General features: G+C 65.3%; 15 protein-coding genes. 8 read left to right on the top strand and 7 right to left on the bottom strand.

Features of this window, described 5'->3' with window-relative positions; all coding sequences use genetic code 11:
- Positions 1-11: 11 nt before the first annotated feature.
- Positions 12-4,055 (bottom strand): AsmA family protein, encoded by a 4,044-nt coding sequence (locus tag QZV93_RS01880; RefSeq protein WP_295555501.1) that lies wholly within the window; start codon positions 4,053-4,055, stop codon positions 12-14.
- Positions 4,056-4,521: 466 nt separating this feature from the next.
- On the opposite strand from QZV93_RS01880, the gene QZV93_RS01885 reads away from it, so the two are divergent.
- The gene (locus tag QZV93_RS01885) at positions 4,522-7,053 is read left to right on the top strand and encodes a UvrD-helicase domain-containing protein (protein WP_295555503.1); all 2,532 of its coding nucleotides are present in this window, start codon (positions 4,522-4,524) and stop codon (positions 7,051-7,053) included.
- A gap of 42 nt (positions 7,054-7,095) precedes the next feature.
- Here QZV93_RS01885 and QZV93_RS01890 read toward each other — a convergent pair whose 3' ends face one another.
- Together QZV93_RS01890 and QZV93_RS01895 are read right to left on the bottom strand one after the other, a co-directional pair.
- Entirely contained in the window at positions 7,096-7,311 is a 216-nt protein-coding gene (locus tag QZV93_RS01890) for a hypothetical protein (protein WP_295555504.1), read from the bottom strand.
- Between the two features lie 64 nt (positions 7,312-7,375).
- Entirely contained in the window at positions 7,376-8,056 is a 681-nt protein-coding gene (locus QZV93_RS01895; RefSeq protein WP_295555506.1) for a protein-L-isoaspartate(D-aspartate) O-methyltransferase, read from the bottom strand.
- 182 nt (positions 8,057-8,238) lie between these two features.
- Between QZV93_RS01895 and QZV93_RS01900 the strand changes: the two genes are divergently transcribed.
- The 5 genes from QZV93_RS01900 (at position 8,239) to QZV93_RS01920 (ending at position 11,916) form a co-directional block, all read left to right on the top strand.
- The gene (locus tag QZV93_RS01900) at positions 8,239-8,793 is read left to right on the top strand and encodes a polymer-forming cytoskeletal protein (RefSeq protein ID WP_295555507.1); all 555 of its coding nucleotides are present in this window, start codon (positions 8,239-8,241) and stop codon (positions 8,791-8,793) included.
- A 103-nt stretch (positions 8,794-8,896) separates the two neighbouring features.
- The gene (gene rlmJ, locus QZV93_RS01905) at positions 8,897-9,763 is read left to right on the top strand and encodes a 23S rRNA (adenine(2030)-N(6))-methyltransferase RlmJ (RefSeq protein WP_295555508.1); all 867 of its coding nucleotides are present in this window, start codon (positions 8,897-8,899) and stop codon (positions 9,761-9,763) included.
- 267 nt (positions 9,764-10,030) lie between these two features.
- Positions 10,031-10,246 (top strand): cold-shock protein, encoded by a 216-nt coding sequence (locus QZV93_RS01910; RefSeq protein WP_295555509.1) that lies wholly within the window; start codon positions 10,031-10,033, stop codon positions 10,244-10,246.
- Between the two features lie 156 nt (positions 10,247-10,402).
- A complete protein-coding gene (locus QZV93_RS01915) occupies positions 10,403-10,729 on the top strand; it encodes a hypothetical protein (protein WP_295555510.1) in 327 nt (108 codons plus the stop codon).
- A 245-nt stretch (positions 10,730-10,974) separates the two neighbouring features.
- Positions 10,975-11,916: a hypothetical protein gene (locus tag QZV93_RS01920; RefSeq protein ID WP_295555511.1), complete on the top strand. Its 942-nt coding sequence runs from the start codon at positions 10,975-10,977 to the stop codon at positions 11,914-11,916.
- Between the two features lie 73 nt (positions 11,917-11,989).
- On the opposite strand, the gene fetB is transcribed toward QZV93_RS01920, so the two are convergent.
- From fetB to chpT, 4 genes are all read right to left on the bottom strand, one after another.
- Complete coding sequence (fetB, locus tag QZV93_RS01925; protein WP_295555513.1) at positions 11,990-12,787, bottom strand: iron export ABC transporter permease subunit FetB; 798 nt, start codon at positions 12,785-12,787, stop codon at positions 11,990-11,992.
- Complete coding sequence (locus tag QZV93_RS01930) at positions 12,784-13,389, bottom strand: ATP-binding cassette domain-containing protein (protein WP_295555515.1); 606 nt, start codon at positions 13,387-13,389, stop codon at positions 12,784-12,786. Before QZV93_RS01930 ends, fetB begins: the two co-directional genes overlap by 4 nt.
- A 134-nt stretch (positions 13,390-13,523) precedes the next feature.
- On the bottom strand, positions 13,524-13,895 hold the full coding sequence (locus QZV93_RS01935) for a response regulator (RefSeq protein WP_295555517.1): 372 nt from the start codon (positions 13,893-13,895) through the stop codon (positions 13,524-13,526).
- A gap of 238 nt (positions 13,896-14,133) precedes the next feature.
- Positions 14,134-14,781, bottom strand: a complete 648-nt coding sequence (gene chpT / locus QZV93_RS01940) for a histidine phosphotransferase ChpT (protein ID WP_295555518.1) — start codon at positions 14,779-14,781, stop codon at positions 14,134-14,136.
- Between the two features lie 452 nt (positions 14,782-15,233).
- Between chpT and QZV93_RS01945 the strand changes: the two genes are divergently transcribed.
- Positions 15,234-16,268: a DUF1134 domain-containing protein gene (locus QZV93_RS01945; RefSeq protein ID WP_295555519.1), complete on the top strand. Its 1,035-nt coding sequence runs from the start codon at positions 15,234-15,236 to the stop codon at positions 16,266-16,268.
- Between the two features lie 172 nt (positions 16,269-16,440).
- A complete protein-coding gene (locus QZV93_RS01950; RefSeq protein ID WP_295555520.1) occupies positions 16,441-17,973 on the top strand; it encodes a hypothetical protein in 1,533 nt (510 codons plus the stop codon).
- Positions 17,974-18,311 lie beyond the last annotated feature (338 nt).

Raw genomic sequence — 18,311 nt, forward strand, 5'->3', positions numbered from 1 at the left:
AAGCGCGCGGCTCAGTAAGGAGTGCTCTGGAACGGACGCCAGACATCGTCGGCGGGCCGCTTACGGCGCTGAGAGGGGCGCTGCGAGGTCGGCGAAGGCGCGACGACAGGCGGAGCCTGAGCTTCGAGGTCCTTTTCGATCGGAACGCCCGCCGGTGCGTCCGCGACGCTCTGATCGTAGATGTCGGATGCGCCGTTCGTTCCGGGCGGCGGAGGTGCTGTGAGATCCTCGCGCTGCACGGCGTCCGGTTCTGCTTGCGGGACCGCTCCCTGAGCCGCCGGCTGGTCCTCCTCGAGGGCTTTGCGACGCTCCGCTTCCAGACGTGCCCTCTCCTCGTCGTCGGACTTGCGCCGTGTTGCGTCCTCCCGGGCGCGCTCCTCGTCCAGTTTGCGCAACCGCTCGAGCTCTCCGACGTCCAGCTCCATCTTCCGCACCACGAGCTCACGTTCGAGCGCCGAAGCGGAAACCTGCGGCTCGAGCGCGGAAAATTGGCTGAGCTTGCCCGTGTACACGACCGTCACCGGCGGCAGCAGCGCACGTGTCGGACTGGCCGCCAGACCCTTGTCGAGCTTCGGCTCGATCTGCCACTCGCTGTCGATCTTCATCGATGCCAGCTCGACGGCGGTCGCGAACGTCGATCGCCCGTCGGTCATGTCGATCTGCACTTTTCCGAGTTTGAGCGCGCCGTCGCTGATCTCCACCGGCACCGAGATCTTGCCGAGCTTGACCTCTCCCTGCTTGAGAGCCGCCTTGACCGCGTCCGCCAGTTGATTGCCGCTGCTGGGGCCCTGTCCCGTCAGAGCCGCGCGCGCGACGGCAGAAACCGCGACTGGCGAGTTGCCGTTGAGGGTCGCATCGCCCACCGTCAGGTCGCCCTTTCCGTCGAGCGCCGCGATCACCGCCGCGGGGCTGAGCGCACGGCTCGAAAACGTGACGTTGAATGCCGCCGCATCGCCGGGAGGTGGCGCGTCGCCGTCTCCGGTCGCCGCGGGTTTGCTTGCAACGTCGATCCTGAGGCCGCCGTTGAGGCCCACGCCCGCAGGCGCCTTGGTGATATCGAGCTGCGAGGTGAGACGCCCGCCCACGGCGTCGCCCTCGAAACGCGTCACCTTGATGCCTTGAGGGCTGAGTTCAGCGGCGAGCCGCGCATTGGTGACCGAAAGTCCCGGCTCCAGGCTGAGCACTGCGGCGCTGAGCGCAATTTTCCCATCCACGCGATCGAGAAACGCCAGGTCGAAGGCCTGCTCCGGCCAGATGACGGGAGCGGCCTCGGTCTCGGGCGCGGAACGCGCCGTCGCGGCCGCCTCGAGGCCGTCCGAGGCCGTTGCCGCTCCGAGCAGCGGCGCGAGCAGAGACGCAAACGAGGCCTTGTTGGTCGCGAGCGTGGCATCGATGGTCCTGCGGCCGTCGTCGTGAGCGGTAACGGCGACCTTGCCCGAAAGCGTGCTCCCTCCGAGCGCGACGGCCTCGCTCTCGAGGTTCACGACGCTGCCCTCGCGGCGCACGGCGATGGTTCCGCTGATCGGCATGCTCGCAGCGCCTTGTCCGACGCTGAGCCCGGCCATGGCCAAGGCGACACGGGTATCCGAGGCGGCAATCTTGAGCTCTCCGTCGAGGTTCGTCTCGCCGGGCTTGGCAAGGCGAACGTGGCCGCGGTAACCGAGCGAAAGTCCCTCTCCCGTCACGTCGGCAAAGGCGAGAAGTCCGTCCGCGGGAACGCCTGCGGCCTTGACGATGGCGCGTCCATTCTTTGGCTGCACCGCCGCGTTTGAAGCCTTGAGATCGGCGTCGAAGAGTGTCGCAACCAGTCCGGCGGCGTCCGGACTGTCGATAGTTGCCTTGAGGTCGAGCGGCGACGTGCGCCACTGGGCCCGCCCGCCGTCGAGGCGCAGAGAGGCGGACAGGCGTCCGCCACCTAGTGTCCCGTCCAAGATGAGTGTGTTCGAGTTTTGCGCTCCCCCATCGAGCCGAAGTGTGCCTGCCAGCCTGAAGGGAGCGAGGCCTGCGACGCGGTCCAGGTCGCCCTTTGCTTTTTCTTCGGCGCCGAAAAGCGAAAGGAAGGCACGCGCGGCTTGGTCATTCGGCGCCGAGACCAGTCCCCGCACCGCGCCTTTGGGATGGGCAGGCACGTCAGTCGCCTCGCCCTCGGCTTCGACGTACAGTCCCTCCGGCGTCGCGAACCGGAGACGTGGGATCGAGAGACGCCCCTGCTCGAGGCGGATGTCGGCGTCCACATCCTTGAGAAGTCTGTCTCCGTCGACCAGCTCCGCCACCTTGAGGTCGAGTTTGAGATCCCCGGCAGCAGGATCGAATCCTTGCACAGGCGGCGCAGCCGAAGCCGGTTGCGCGGTCTGTGTATCCGGCGGCGCATCGGTGCCGAACAGCAGCCGGCGCAGGTTCGCAAGGTCCACGAGCCCCGAGCCGAACTGCGCCACGTCGATGCGTTGTCCATCGATGGCCACCACGAGCTGTCGGCGCTCGCCAAGCGAGAGTCTGAGGTCGCCTTCGAGCGGTGTGCCCGAAACGTCGACGGTTGCATCCGTCAGGGCAAGCGTCCCATCGCCGAGTGCGAACTTGCCGTCGAGCGAGAACGGACCGTCGCTTCGCGCGTGCCCGACGTTGGGAGCGCCGAGGCCCCAGGTGAGAAACCGCACCAGGCTTTTGCCGGAAACGAACAGCGTTCCATCGAGGTGCGGCACCTTGCCGGTTGGCGTCAGGATGCCGTCCAGCTCGAACTGCACGCCGCCCGGGAGATCGGCGCGCACTCCCTTGAGCTCGAGCGGGCCGCCCGAGCGCGAAGCCGCCATCCGCACGTTGCTGACCGGCTCGCCACCGAGCGTAAGCTGGTCGAATTCGAGCAGCGCGTTGGTATCCGCTTCGGCCGGAAGAGCGGAGGCCAGGACCTCGAAATAGCTCCGCGCCGCATCGAGCGGCATCTTGGAGCCTGCCGTACGCGACAGTTGATCGAGATCGAGCCAGCGTGAGGTGAGGTTGACGTCGAGCTGTGTCTTGTCGGCCCAGCCGAATTTGGCGGCGCCCGTGATCAGTTGCGGCGTCGCGCCGGCCTGGAGCGAGATGGCGATATCGTCGAGCGCCACGCCGAGCGCCGTCCCCTTGACCTTGGCTTTGAGCTCGAAGCCGTTGGCTCCGTTCGATGCGGCCGCGACAGGTCCCGGAGCCGGGGGAGCAACGGCGACCTGGCCGGCCGGTGCATCCGGTGCAGCATCGACCGGGGCCGGATTTGGCTCGGGCGCAAGCGTAACCTCCGCGCCGTCGCCGGGGGAAGGCGTTGTCTCGGTGCCGGGGTTGAGCTTTGCCGTAAGGTCGCCTTCTAAGGTCGGCACGCCTTTGAGGTCGGTAAGTTTGGCGTCGAGGACGTACGAGTTGGCGCTGCCGGTGACATCGACCGCAGCCTTGAACCTGAGGTCGCCGTTGCCGTCCATCTTGGCCGTGGCGAGCCTGAAATGACGCGGCACGCCGTTCCAGCTCACATCGCCTTTGAACTTGTACGGCCCGTCCAGCGCCTCGGCATTGAGTTCGCCGTTGATGTCGTCGAAGCGTGCGAGCTCTCCCCGCGACGGCGTATTGACGATGACCGCGCCATCGTGAATGGCAACCGACTGCAGCGCGACGTCAGTCGGCGCGAACGGAAAAGCGCCTGGGGTGACGGCCAGCGAGCGCCAGTTTCCGCTGCCTTCCGCATTGGTCGTCAGGTTGACGACCGGCCGCCGAAGCTCGACCTTGTGCGCTTCCAGCACGCCCCTGAGCAGCGGCGGCACCGAAAGCCACATCGTGAAGCTCTCGACACGGATGATCGAGTTGCCGCCGTCATCGCCCACGTCGGCGATCCTCAGTCTTTCGAAGCTGACGAAAGGAGCCGGAAGGAGCCGCAGGTTGACGTCTCCGCCGACGCGGACCTCGCGACCCAGAATGCGGGATGCTTCCTCCTCGAAGATCCCGCGGTAGCTGTTCCAATCGACGAAACGAGGAACTGCGAAAAGAACCGCCAGGGCCGTGATCAAAATGCCGCCGATGTAGAGAAGGGCGTTGTTCATTCGCGTGTTATCTGCTCAAAAAACGAGATCCGACTTGCAGCGAGCCGAAGGCCGGAAGACCTTGGTGCCGCACGGGGAACGCATCGGGATGGCCGCCCTTCTGTTCTACGCAGCCCCGTGCATCCGGGGTCGAGGCGGCTGATGGGAATTTCGGTCACCTCGAGAGGCAACATCCGGCGCGCGGGCGCCACCATAGCCCAACACGGATGACAAGTGTGACCCCCAATTGGGGCATTTTCCTGGGGAGGATGATCTGCCCCACTGCCGGAACCTCTGGCGCGATCTATATTTTTGTCGTGGGAGCTGGTCTAGGCCGCCTGATTGATGGCGCAAGCCCATGATCGCTTCGGGTCCCGGTCGCCCCGATCGTCGCGCCGCCTATCCGTTGCGACGTGAATCGGCGGCGCGAGAACGGCCCGAAGCGTGAATCATCGGTCCCGACAAAGCCCGTGCTATAGAGCGAGTCATGCCGCAAGACGATAAAGACACAGCCCGGCGTTCCCCGCCGCGCCAATCGGCCAGCCACGGCGAAGACGATCTTCCGCCGTTCGACCTGCCGCCGGCGCCGACGGGTACGAACGCAGCCGGGGTCGCCGCGCCCACACAGCGATCCATCTCCGAGCGCGCCCGCGCCGCGGGCCAGCCGCCTTACCTCGCGGGCCTCAATCCCGAGCAGCGCACGGCAGTCGAGGCCCTTGATGGCCCGGTGCTGGTTCTTGCCGGTGCCGGCACCGGCAAGACGCGCGTCTTGACCACCCGCATCGCCCACATCTTGGCCACTGGCCGCGCCTACGGCAGCCAGATCCTCGCCGTCACCTTCACCAACAAGGCCGCGCGCGAGATGAAGGAGCGCATCGGCACGCTCGTCGGCGGCGCCGTCGAGGCCATGCCGTGGCTCGGCACATTTCATTCCATCGGCGTCAAGATCCTGCGCCGTCATGCCGAACTCGTGGATTTGAAGTCGGGCTTCACCATCCTCGACACCGACGATCAGCTGCGCCTCCTGAAACAGGTCATCGAGGCTGAGGGGCTGGACAAGGACCGCTGGCCCGCCCGCCAGCTCGCCGGCCTCATCGACGATTGGAAGAACCGGGGTCTGACGCCGGCCAAGGTCCCGGCTGGCGAGGCATTCGCTTTCGCGGGCGGCAAGGGCGCGGCGCTGTATGCCGCCTATCAAAAGCGCCTCAAAGAGCTGAACGCCGCCGACTTCGGCGATCTGCTGCTCGAAACGCTGCGGCTTTTCATGGAGCACCCCGACGTGCTCGCCGACTACCACCGCCGCTTCCGCTACATTCTGGTCGACGAGTATCAGGATACCAACGTCGCCCAGTATCTCTGGCTGCGCTTGCTCGCCCAGGGCTCGCCCAACGTCTGCTGCGTGGGCGACGACGACCAGTCCATCTACGGCTGGCGCGGCGCCGAGGTGGACAACATCCTGCGGTTCGAGATCGACTTTCCCGGCGCGCGGATCATCCGTCTCGAACGCAACTACCGCTCGACGGGACACATCCTGTCGGCGGCATCGGGGCTGATCGCGCAGAACAAGGGCCGCCTCGGCAAGACCCTCTTCACCGACGGGGAGAGGGGCGACAGAGTCACCGTCATGGGCGTCTGGGACGACGAGGAGGAGGCGCGGGCCATCACGCGCGACATCGAGGAGTTCCGCAAGGACGGTCATCGCCTGAACCAGATCTCCATTCTGGTGCGCGCCTCCTTCCAGATGCGCGCCTTCGAAGACCGCTTTGTCACCACCGGCATCCCCTACCGCGTCATCGGCGGCCCGCGCTTCTACGAGCGCGCCGAGGTGAAGGATGCGCTCGCCTATCTCGAGGTGACGCACAACCCGGCGAACGACCTCAAGTTCGAGCGCATCGTCAATGTGCCGAAGCGCGGCTTGGGCGATACCAGCGTCGAGCGCGTCCACGCGCTCGCCCGCGCCCGCGGCGTGCCGCTTTTCCGCGCCGCTCGCGAGATCGTCGAGACCGAGGAGCTGGGCGGCAAGGCGCGAAAGTCGCTCTCGGATCTCGTCAATGCCTTCGAGCGTTGGCGCAGCTTGGTCGACTCCATGAAGCACACCGAGCTCGCCGAGCTGATCCTCGACGAGTCGGGCTACACCGCCCATTGGCAGGCCGACAAGAGCCCGCAAGCCCAATCCCGGCTCGAGAACTTGAAAGAGCTTGTGCGCTTCATGCACGAGTTCGAGACGCTCGAGAGCTTCCTCGAGCACGTCAGCCTCGTCATGGACACCGAGCAGGGTGACGACGGCGACCGGGTGAGCCTGATGACGCTTCACGCCGCCAAGGGTCTAGAGTTCGATACCGTATTCCTGCCCGGTTGGGAGGAAGGGCTGTTTCCGCATCAACGCTCGCTCGACGAAAGCGGGGAGGCCGGCCTCGAGGAGGAGCGCCGCCTTGCCTATGTCGGGATCACGCGCGCCCGTCGCCGCGCCAAGGTCAGCTTTGCGCAGAACCGCCGCACGCGAGGCCTCTACCAGTCGGCGATCCCCTCACGCTTCGTCGACGACCTGCCCGAGGGTGACGTGGAGGTCCTCGAGACGAAGAGCCCGTTCGGCGGTGCCTATCAGAATTTCGGCAATCCTTTCGAGGCCGGAGGTTTCGGCCGCAACCCTTATGGCAAGAGCCGCTTCGACGAGGCCGCCCCGCGTTTCGGCGCCAGCTACGACACGCCGGGCTGGCAGCGCGCCCAGTCCTATGAGAAAGCCAAATCGCAGGAGCAATCCAGAAGCAGCAATTGGTCGCGCGACGCCGACCGCCAGCGTCAAGCCGGCCTCAAGCCCATGCGCCCGCCCGTCGTCATCGAGGGCGAGCTGATCGCCTCCTCGTCGGCGAAGGGCGCTGGATACAGCGTCGGCAACCGCGTGCGCCATCAGAAGTTCGGCCCTGGCACCGTGACCGAGGTCGACGGCAACAAGCTCACCATCGAGTTCGATCACGCCGGCAAGAAACGCGTCGTCGACAGCTTCGTCGCCAGAATCTGAATGGGTGAAGCAGGCGAGAAGGCGCTCGGGGTGACGAGGGTGTCACCGCATCGACACCTTGGTCACGAAATGGCAGGCGCGGTATTTGCGCGTTTCGAGGGTGATGCGCGTGCCGGGCGGCACGGGTGGCTGTCCTCGCGTATCGAGGAACACAACAAGCCCGCTGTCGGTGACGACCTCCGCCGTGCTCGTCGCCCAGACGCGCACGATGCCACTGAAAGTATTCAACCCAGGCTCGAACCGGTCGAGATCGTCCATCCGTCGTCTCCTGCTCCACCCCTCGCAGGGCCGAATGCGAAGCCCTGTGAGCAAACCCCAAAAGTCACCGAGAGCCCCCCTGCCGTGTGAGAGGAACAAAGCACACGGGAATGATGTCCCTCAAGACGGTCGATTGATCGCTCTGCTTTTCGACAAGAATGAGTTGTTGCGCCTGGCCCCCGACGGGAACGACCAGGCGTCCTCCGGGCGCGAGCTGCTGGATGAGCGGATCGGGCACCTCGAGAGGAGCGGCTGCAACCAGGATGGCGTCGAACGGCGCCGCTTCGGGCCAACCGAGATATCCGTCGCCGATGCGGCTCCGGACGTTGCCGATCCCGAGCTCCGCGAAGGTCTCGGCGGCGCGCTCGGAGAGGGGCGCGCAAGTCTCGATCGTGAAGACGTCTTCGACAAGCTTGGCCAACACCGCCGTCTGATAGCCCGATCCCGTGCCCACCTCGAGAACCCGGTCCGTTGCTGCGAGGTTCAGGAGATCGGTCATGAGCGCGACGATGAACGGCTGCGAGATCGTCTGCCCGTAGCCGATGGGGATCGGGCGGTTGCGATAGGCGTCCGCGAGATGCTGCGGTGGCACGAACAAGTGGCGCGGCACGTCGCGCAATACTGCCATGACGCGCGGCGAGAGCACCCGGCCGCCGATGTCCTGAGAGAGGTCGGCCGCCGACTGCTCGATCTCGCGCACCATGGCCTCGCGCAGGATTCTCATCTCGTCGTCGAATTCGGTCATGACAACCCCAACGCACGAGCTTCGAATTCGGAGCCCGCAAAATCCATCCGACAATGGTCGCATGCACGGAATTTCGTCACGCGTTGCCCTCCATCAGAGCAGAAACTTTTGACATCGTTTCGACCAACTCCGGCCGCACACAAGGCGTGTGCGGATCACGAGTAGCGTCAGGGAGAGTGAGCATGGTTTTTAGTCGTAAGCCCGAGCCGGTCCCGGTCGAGGCTCCCGCCCCGCAGTTGCGCCGCATGGATCGCGGAGCTGGGGTGGAGAAACAGCATCTGCACACCGTCGCGTCCGCCGGAATGGCCACGCAATCCGTGATCGGCAACGATCTGTCGATCGAGGGCGATGCGATTACCATTCGCTGCAAAGGTTCGTTGAAGGTGCTTGGCAATATCCAGGCCGACCTGCACAGCCGCGAGCTCGAGGTTGGCAAGGAGGCCGTGATCAACGGAGCGGTTGCCGCCGAGACGATCGACGTGTTCGGCCGTGTCAATGGCGCCATCATGGGCACCCATGTTGTTCTCCATGCCGGAGCCGAGGTCGAGGGCGATATTCACAGCCACCTGCTTTCGATCGAGCAGGGCGCCGCCTTCGACGGTCGCTCTCGCCGCGTCCGGGACCCATCCGAGATTGCCCCGCAGCTCGAGAAACCCGGCCTGCCTGATCCCGCCCGCCCGTCGAACGTCGGCGTGCCGCCGGCCGTGCCGACCTACAGCTACCCGTCCGCCGGGTAAGCGGATCGGCGGGGTCACTAAGCCCCGCGGGTGTGCTACGAGACATCGGGGGGCGAGACCGATGGCGGTCCGTCCCCCGGATGGTTTCGAGCCTCGTGTAAGAATGAACTATCGCCACATCTATCACGCCGGGAATTTCGCCGACGTCCTGAAGCACGCCGTGCTCGCGCTCGTGATCGAGCACCTGAAGCTCAAGGAGGCGCCGTTCCGCGTCATCGACACCCACGCCGGCACCGGACTGTATGACCTCGCGAGCGAGGAGGCCCAGAAGACGGGTGAGTGGTGGGACGGCATCGGCAGCATTCTCCCCGCAATGCGCCCTCCCGAGATCGAGTCCATTCTGGCGCCATATCTGAAGATCGTTTGCGACGAGAACGATGGTGGCGAAAGGATCGTCCGCTACCCTGGAAGCCCCCTCGTCGCGCGCCGCCTCATGCGCCCGGGCGATCGCCTGATCGTCAACGAGGCGCATCCCGAGGACGCCGCCCGTCTTGCGCATCTGTTCGCCAAGGACCGGCAAACCAAGGTCCTGGCCCTCGACGGCTGGACGGCGCTCAAGGCGGTGCTACCTCCCAAGGAGCGGCGCGGCCTCGTCCTGATCGATCCGCCGTTCGAGGAGCCCGGGGAGTTTCAGCGGCTGCTGGAAGGCTTGGTCACAGCCTATCGCCGCTTCGCGACCGGCACCGTGCTCCTCTGGTATCCCATCAAGGACGTCCGGGCTGCGACGGCGTTCTTGCGCGATGCAGCCGCGCTCGGCATCCCCAAGTTGCTCGCGGCCGAGCTTTTCGTCGAGACGCCGCGCGCCGATGCAGGACTGACGGCAACCGGTCTTCTGATCCTCAACCCGCCCTTCACCCTCGACACGAAGCTATCGATCTTGCTGCCCTATCTCGCATCGAAGCTTGCACGCGAGAAGAGCGCGACGAGCCGTCTCGAATGGCTCGCCGGAGAGCGCGTAACATCCTCGTGAAGCCCGGGTTTTCCGTGCCTCTCCGGCACGCGCGAGGGTTGCGCGCGACACCTCTTTTCGGAATACTTCCCGCGTTCTTGCGACTGAGCAAGCGCACGCAAGCGCCGGCGTGACCGGTCCGGTTCGAGTGGGATGTCCGTGCTGAGAGTCGTGGTCTCGAAAAATCCAAAGCGTCTCACGCGTCGAAGGTGATGGCGGCCCTCCAGCTGGAGCGTCGCCCGCTCTCCTGCTGAAGTCCCTGAGCGACGCGGGCCCTTGGAGAGTGAGATGCGCCAAGTTGGAACAGTCAAGTTTTACAACGACCAGAAGGGCTACGGGTTCATTACGCCCGACGACGGCGGCAAGGACGTTTTCGTGCATGTGACCGCCATCGAGCGGTCGGGTGTGGGGACACTGGCCGAAGGCACGCGCCTCTCCTTCGATACCGAGCCCGACAAGCGCGGAAAAGGACCGAAAGCCGTGAACTTACAGCAGGCCAATTGAGGTCAGTTGTCGGCAGGCAACGAGATGTTGAAAATCGCATTTTGGCACCGCTTTCCTGTGAAAGACGGATGGGCAGGGCTTGTGAACTCGGGCAGAGTCCGGCCCGGTCGTGATATGCATATGACCTACGGGTGGTTTGCTTAGGGAGATAGAGCGATGCTCAAAGCTGTGCGTTTGACAACGGCGCTCGCGGCCGTCATGGGCCTGGTGGCCATGTCGGCTTCGGCCGAGGCGAAGTCATGCGTCAAGAAGGGTGCGATCGGCGAGGCGGGCAGCCAGCAGGACGCGAAGCTGCAGGTCGACGAAGCTCTGCTTCAGGCCGTTGACTGGGGCGCCTGGGCGGCCTGGATGGGCTCGAACAACAAAGTCGGCGCAGCGGCGAATCTGCCCGGCTACACGTACGGCCCGCGCACCTACAGCTGCAAGCAGAGTGGCAGCTGGGGCTGGACCTGCCGCGGTTCTGCCACGATTTGCAAGCTTTGATCGGCCCTGCCGAAAGGTGGAATTCCGACACCGCGCCTTTCAGAGGGCGCGGTGTCGGTTTTTTTGGACAAGCGGTTCCGGCGGGCGATGGTAGCCGCCTGCCGACGAGTTCTTCCCGAGGGGTAAGTATTTTGCGCTGTTAGTAAACCTGCGCATAATCTTGCCAAGCAGTCTAGGCATGCTTGCCTGACACGGCTATAGCAGCAGGAAGCACAAACGATCCTCGGCCGTTACGGAGAAACTTAATGGGTTTCGTGTCCAGGTTTGCCCTTGCAACCGCGCTGACCGGCGCGCTCGCCTTTGCCCACCCTGCGATCGCGGGCTGCAAGCGCATGGGCTTCACGGTCAACGACTATGGCAAGGAAGGCCCGACGAGGGATTCCATGGATCTGCTCGACAAGCACGTCGCCACCTGGGCGGCCGAGCAGGGCATCGAGAAGTACTCGGTCGGCAAGAAGGACGTGAGCTGCGAACTCTTCTTGAACCTCATCGTCGTCGACGAGCACACGTGCACGGCATCGGCCACCGTCTGCTGGGGTCCCGACATCAACAAGGCCGGCAAGACGCAGGACGCGAAGGCGCCCGCCGAAAAGAAGAAAAAGGACTCTGTCGCCGGCAGCAGCACCGAGAAGTCCTCGACGAGCAAGCAAGCCGATACATCGTCGAGCCCGGCCAAAACCGAGGAGAAGGCGGCTGAGAAGCCGGCCGAAACCAAGCCGGAGCAGGCCGCCGACGCAAAGCCGGCGGAGACGAAGACCGAGGAGCATAAGTCGGCTGACGCCAAGCCTGACACTCCAGCCACGCCGGCCGTCGAGACCGGTGCGATCCCCGTCCCGCCGAGCGCCGCCGCAGCCGCCGCAGCCGCATCTCCGGCCGCCACCGATGCCGCCGTGAAGGCCGACGACACCGGGGCTTCCAATGAGGCGAGCAAGGCTGCCGCCGCCGCAGCCGAATCTGCTGCCGCCGCAGCCGAGCGTGCCGCCGCAGCGGCCGAACGGGCGGCACAGGCCGCTGAGCGCGCTGCTGCAGCTATGTCGGCCCAGCAGCAGGCCGCGCCCGCTGCATCGCCCGCGGCAACCCCGTCTGCGTCGACGGCATCCACGGCACCGGCGGCCACCGCGCCTCCGGCATCGGACACGTCATCCACCGCTTCGGTACCGGTCTCACCGGTCGCGCCGACTCCGTAATCCGTGCGCTCGAGATAGTTTCAGCATCGGCCTCTCCCGAACGGGAGGGGCCGATTTGCTTTGCGACCAGCAATCAGACCTTGGACAGTCGATCCAAACGCAGCCGGTGGCGTTCGTCGGTGATGAGCAGCACCGCACCGAGCCCCGCCGCCACCACTGCGATGCCCGTCGAGCCGGCGATCAGGAACATGATCATCACTTGATACTTGGCCGCCGACACGGGATCGATGCCGGCCAGGATCTGGCCCGTCATCATGCCCGGCAGTGCCACCACGCCGGTTGTCGCCATCGCCGAGAGGATCGGCATCAACCCCGTCGTCAGCGCGCGCCTCAGAATGCCGTCGAGCGCTTCGAAGCGGCTCGCCCCGAGCGCGAGCCGGGCCTCGATCGCCGCGCGTTCCCGCACCGCCGCGGACGTGATGGCATCGAGCACGAGGCTGGTCCCCGCCATGGCGTTGCCGAGCATCATGCCGAACAGCGGCAGCACGTAGCGCGGCGCATACCAGGGATCCGGCCCGATGACGATCGTCGTCGCGAATAGGGTTGCCACGAGCCCGGCGAAGAAGGGCGCGCCGGCGCCGAGTGCCATCGCAATTGGTCCGACCACCCGCCGCTCTTGCCGCGAGATCACCTCGAACGCGGCCGCGCCCGCCATGAACATTGCGAACAGCACCGTCCACAATGGGGAATTGAGCGCGAAGATGAAGCGCAGCGCCAGCGCCACCACGGCAAGCTGAAGGATCATGCGCACGGCCGAGATGGCGAGCGATCGCTCGAGCCCGAGCCGGAACCAGAATGACACCACGCCGTTCGCGATCAGCAGCAGAGCCGCCAGCGCAAGGTCAGGGATTTCGAGAGGGACGTAGGTCATGGCGGCGGCGTCCGGTCAGGTTTTGACTTGGTGGTACGGTCCGACGGCGCGAGCTGGAGGCGCACATGCGCGAGACGCCCGATCAGCCCCGCGTCGTGACTGGCGATCAGCACGCAATGTCCGGCGAGAAGCTGAAACCGGACCATCTCCTCGACGAGTGCCGATGCCGACTTGTCGAGCGCGGCGGTAGGCTCGTCGAGCAGCAACACCTTGGGGTCGTCGGCAAGCGCGCGCACGAGCGCGATGCGCTGCCGTTCGCCCGTCGAAAGCAGGCTGACCGGCCGGTCGAGGATGTCCTCGGCGAGACCGAGTGCGGAAATCAGCCGATCGATACGGGGCAGGGTGGCTTGAGAGATTGGGAGCGTGTCGCGCGGCGTATCGGTCCACCATCCGGGCTCCGCGGCCGCATAGCGCACCGCGCGTCGCCAGAGCTGCGGCGCCATCTCCCGCCGCTCCGTGCCGTCGAGAAAAACGTGCCCCTCAACCGGATCGAGATCGGCGATGGCGCGCAGGATGCGCGTCTTGCCGGAGCCCGACGGACCTTCGATCGCCAGGCATTCGCCGTTGGAGACGGCGAATGACAGCGGTGGCAGAGATCCCACCCTGAGATGCTCGACTCGCAGCAAATCCGGTCCCTATCTTCGAGCTGAGGATAGCGACGCTTACCAAGCGCGGAGACGGGAGGCCAGACGGCGTGCGGGGTTGTCCCCGCGGCTTGTCGGGGAATGCGCCGGAATCAGGCGGTTAGCCCGGCGTTGCTCAGCGTGTCCAGGAACGCGATGCGATCGAACGGCTTCATCATGTAGGTATCGGCGCCGGCGGAGAACGCGCGCGAGATGTCAGCCGGATCGTTCTCGGATGTGGCGTAGATCACCAGCGGCTTGCGCGTATTTTCACCCGAAAAGCGCAGTGCGGTCAGGAACTCGACCGGTGTCGTTCCGGGGAGGCGCCAGTCGAGAAAGATGGCGTCGATGCGATTGTTGCGGCAGAGCGCGAGCGCGTCGTCGGCAGAGTCGGCCTCGAGAACCTCGAACGAGCTTTGCTCGAGGTAATGACGCGCGACTTTGCGGATGATTTCGGACTGATCGGCGACAAGACACCGCTTCATGTCTTTTGCACTCCACGTGGGGCAATCGGAACAGTTCTGCGGCACGGCGAGTTGCGCGGCGAGCCGCCGACAGGCAACTGGTGTACGAAATGACAAGTCATTTGTGATCTAAAGGAGTTAACGACTGGTTGAGGCGAGTCCGCCGGGACGCCTCGAACGACCGGAAATGCAGGGGATATACGCCGCGCGAACGTCCGCGCCGAAGGGGTCGAACCTTAACTGGCGTTCTTCGGTCGTCTCAAGCGAGCGCCGAAAGCAGTACGTCTGCACCATCCTTGACGATGGAGAGGTTCATCCCTGCGGCCTGGGCCAGGCGCCACGTATAGTAGGCTTGGATGGTCAGCGCATCGAGCGGAGGCACGCCTTCGCCGGAGATGAACTCGCCGAGATGCTGCGGGGCGCGAGCGCCCGCCCCACGGCAACGGATGACGAAGCTCGGCGCCTCCGTCGTCCCCTGCATGTGAACCTCGATATCGCCGCCGCGCGGCAGCGCGGTCACCGCCACCGCGACGAGATTGAGCAGCAGTTTCACTTTGTCCTTGGACATGTATCCGCCGAGTCCCTGCCAGGAAAGCTTGTGCTTGCCTTGGCCGATGAACCCGCGGGAAATCTGCTCTGCGGTACCGAGGTCGATCAGCGCACCGGCGCTCCCCGCCGCACCGAATGCGAAGCGCGCGAACTGCAGACGCGCGGAAGCCTGCTCCGTAACGTTGCGGATGACGGAAAGCGCATAGGTCTTGGCTTCCAAGTCGTCATCATCGTTCAGAATTTCGAGGCCATTGTAGATGGCGCCCACCGGGCCGATCACGTCGTGGCAGATCTTGCTCGAGATCAGTGCAGCAAGCTCGAGGTCTGTCGGATGAACGCGCTGCGGTGCATCAGTCATGAAATTCGCCCCCTGGAGTGCTTTCGGAAAAGCGCCCTCTCCCGCGTGTGTCGTGACCTGTCACAAACACCCCTGAAGCTCTGATACACGCCACCTGCAGAACTGCAAAGCCCGCCGGCCCGGGATGCTGGAAAAGCCCCGATTTTCACGTGCGAATGAGTCTCGACGGCCACGCGCGGTGCTTGCGCTCGTGCGGGCGATGCAAAATCGAATCGATCTCGACCCTTCCGCATCCCTCCGCGTGCGTTGCGGCGAAGAAAGCGCAATCCGAAATTTGCGAGTCGTCTCTGCGTCTTGCACTTTTCTGCCGAATTGCGAGGCCGTTCGGGCCGCGGTCCAGCCACACTTTGGTAATACTTTGAAGCAAGGATCATTCAGGGTTCGGCTCGTCTCTGCGCGCTGCCGTCGCGCTCGTCCAACGCGGCTGCGTGCCCCAAGGATTTCGAAAACCCATGACCATGAATGTTCGTCCGCGCCGTTGGCCCGCGCTTGCCGGAACGGCGCTTTTGCTTGTCGGCGCCCAAGCCGTCGCACAGGAGAATGGGACGTGGAGTCCCGACAGCTACCGCAGTGGCGGCGAGCAGTCCTACTCCGGGCCGCGCCCCGAGCCATATCCCTCGAATGGCGATTCGTATGCGCCCAATCGCGGCTCATACGGCAGCAATGGGTCCTACGCATCGCGCAGCGCCGGAAACGGCAGCTCCTACGCTCCGGGCGGTGGTAATGGCGATACCGGGACCTATTCGCCGAGCCGGGGCGGCTATGCCGTCAATGGAGACGGCTACCCGCAAAACGGTGGCGGATACGGCGGCGGCAACGATGCCTATTCGCCCGCGCGCCAAGGCGGCTACTCCGCCGGCGAGTCCTACTCGCCGTCTCGCGGCGCCGACAGCTACAGCGATCCCGGTCAGCCCATCGACGGTGCAGGCCCCGGAGGCTATGGCGAACCCTATGCAGCCCCGCCGCAGGAGGGCTATCGCGAAGGCCCGCCGCCGCGCGAGGCCAGGACCTATGAGCAGAACGAGATCATCTCTGCCGGGCATGGGTTCTTCGGTGCCATAAGCCAGGGCCTCGGCCAGGCCGTCGAGTATGCGTTCAAGAGCCAGGGTCGCCCGAACGGCTACATTCTGGGCGAGGACGCGGGTGGCGCATTTGTGGTGGGCCTCCGCTACGGCGAGGGCATGCTCTACACGAAGGACGCGGGCGACCACAAAGTGTTCTGGCAAGGCCCGTCGTTTGGCTACGACGCCGGCGCCGAAGGCTCAAAAGCGATGGTGCTTGTCTACAATCTCCACGATCCCTCGGAAATCTATAATAGATTTGGCGGCGTTCAGGGAGCGGCCTATCTCGTCGGCGGATTGAGCGTGCAGTTCCAAACCTATGGCAACGTGACGCTCGCGGTCATCCGCTCGGGTGTCGGCCTCCGTCTGGGTGCCAACGTGGGCTACCTGAAGTATACCCGCGCGCCGACATGGAATCCTTTATAAGGGGGCGGCGAACGCGTTCCGGCGCGACACACTTGCGCCGGAGACCGGGGGCAGATTAAGTCGCCCTGTCGGGTGCGTTGGCTTGCACGTCCGCCTCCGCGGACCGTGACGAGGACTGCGGAGATAGAGACGAGCACGCGGAAATGAGAGGAGTGATCCGGGAGATGCGCCGGTGATCACCATCCAGTCGGCCATGCTGGTCGCGCTCGGTTTTTTTACGGCAGGCCTCATCGGCTTTCTGCTGGCGCCTCTCTACGGGCGTCGCTCCGCGCGCATAGCGACCGATACGCTCCGCGCCACGATGCCCCTGTCCTCGGCGGAAATCGCAGCCGACAAGGATCGTCTGCGCGCCACGTATGCCCTCACCATTCACAAGCTCGAGCAGAAGGTGGAGAAGGCCGCGTACTCCGCTGCCCGCCAGCGTGTCGAGCTTAACCGCCGCGACGCTGGAATTAGCGAGCTCGAAGGCGAGGTAGAGCGCCTGCGCGCACGCCTCGAGGAGCACGAGAACGCCCGCCGCGTTCTGGAGCAGACGATTGCCGAGCGCATGCCGAAGGTGGAGTTCCGCCTCAACGAGGCGAAGAACATGCTCGTGCACCGCGACCGCGAGATCGGCAGTCTCACGCACGCCTCGCAGCGCCAGTCGCAGGCGCTCGAGGAGGCGACACAGATCAACGCTCAGCAGCGTGACGAAATTCACCGCCTGAATGCCACCTTGACGGCCCGCGCAGCCAGGAACCGCGAGACGCTCGCTGACCCCCGCTTCGACGGCGAAGTGGCGCTGCGGGCGGAAATCGAGGCGTTGCGCTCCAAGACGCGCGATCAGTCGGCGCTCATCAGCCGCTTGCAGAGTGCGATGTCGGGGGCCGCCGCCAAATCCGATCCGGTTTCGGCCGCCGCTGCGGCAGACGAAGCTGCGCCCTCCGCGAGAGCGTCGAGCGAGCGTGCCGCGCAGCCCGCCGGATCCGGAATCGATCTCACCGCCGAGATCAATCGCTTGCGCAAGGATCTGGTCGATGCCGAGAACGCCTTGCGCTCGGCGCGTGGCATGGCGGAGGCCAATCACGCCGGTCAAGCGGCGCTGGAGGCCGAGATCCGTTCACTCAAGACGGCCAACGAGGATCGCGCCGCCGAGGTCGCGAAGCTCAAGGCCGCGCTCGCGACCTACGAGGCCGAGGACGCCGACGATCGCACGCTGAAGGACAGCAAGGTGGCGATGCGCGCACGCGTCAGCGCTTTGCAGGCTCAGTCTGAGGAGCAGACCAGCACCATCCAGAGGCTGCGCGCCGAGATCGCGGCAGCCAACGAGAAGCTTGCCCGTCAGGGTGCCCATTTCATGGACGAGATGCGTCGCCTGGGTGCGGGAACGGTGCAGACCGGCGGCACGCGAAAGGACAGCACGGGGCGTCCCAAGCAACCTCTCGTCGACCGCATCGCCGCCCCGCGCCCCACGCGTCCGGCACAACCGTTGGTCGGAGGCGCGCGGAGGGAGACTGGAGATTCGGCGCGCGTAAACGGTTTCCTGCGGGCCCTTGATGGAGCCTCCACCGCGGCCGCGGCCCACGAACCTTCCAACGGTTCCGCAGAGAATGGAGCCGGCTCCTCGGCCGCGCCGGCAGCCAACGGCGACGCCGCTCCCAAGAAGAGCGACCGCCGCGCGAGCCTCATCGAAAGGATTACCCGGGCAGAAAAGCCCGTTGCTTGAGTTGCGGTTCTTGACAGCAGCGAGCGGCGCTTTCATTGTGCCGCCATCGGGGTGCGAGGGGCCAATCCACACCGGCAAACGAACGAAATAAAGGCCCAAGTCTAGGGAGAAGATCGTCGGGGTGGAGCCGCAGGGCGCCACCCCGCATTTCGTTTCACGCTCGCCAAGGACCATGATCGCTTCGGCCCCTATCAGGCCGAAGCGTGAATCATCGGTCCCACTAAAGAGACCATGATCGCTTCGGCCCCTATCAGGCCGAAGCGTGAATCATCGGTCCCACTGGAGAGACCATGATCGCTTCGGCCCCGAGCGCTCCGATCGTCGCGCCTCCTATCGGG

Source organism: uncultured Hyphomicrobium sp., from assembly GCF_902826555.1.
GTDB lineage: Bacteria > Pseudomonadota > Alphaproteobacteria > Rhizobiales > Hyphomicrobiaceae > Hyphomicrobium_C.